Raw genomic sequence first — 352 nt, 5'->3', positions numbered from 1 at the left:
CATGCGAGGGGGGGCATGGCTGCGCAGATTCCGATCAACAACGATGCCGCCGCCAGCGAACAGGCGATGGCCCGCGTGCGCGCCGACAAGCTGCGCGAAGTCAGCGCCGGCCATGACGGTACCTGGGTCGCGCACCCGGCGCTGATCCCGGTGGCGATGGCGATCTTCGACGAGCACATGCCCGGCCCGAACCAGCACGGCGTGCTGCGCCAGGATGTGCGCGTCGGCCGCGACGAACTGATCGCGCGGCCGCCGGGCACGATCACCCGCGCCGGCTTCGAAGGCAACGTGGAAGTCTGCGCGCGCTACCTGGCAGCGTGGCTGGATGGCAACGGCTGCGTGCCGATCCACC

The 352-nt window shown here is 70.7% G+C and carries 1 pseudogene; it reads left to right on the top strand.

Features of this window, described 5'->3' with window-relative positions:
- Positions 1-15: 15 nt before the first annotated feature.
- Positions 16-352 (top strand): annotated as a pseudogene (locus tag EN804_RS35345) (malate synthase A); the annotation flags it as partial.

Source organism: Mesorhizobium sp. M8A.F.Ca.ET.161.01.1.1, from assembly GCF_004792105.1.
Classification (GTDB): Bacteria; Pseudomonadota; Alphaproteobacteria; order Rhizobiales; family Rhizobiaceae; genus Mesorhizobium.
Note: the sequence above shows the minus strand (reverse complement) of the source record. Positions and strands in the feature narration are given on the sequence as shown.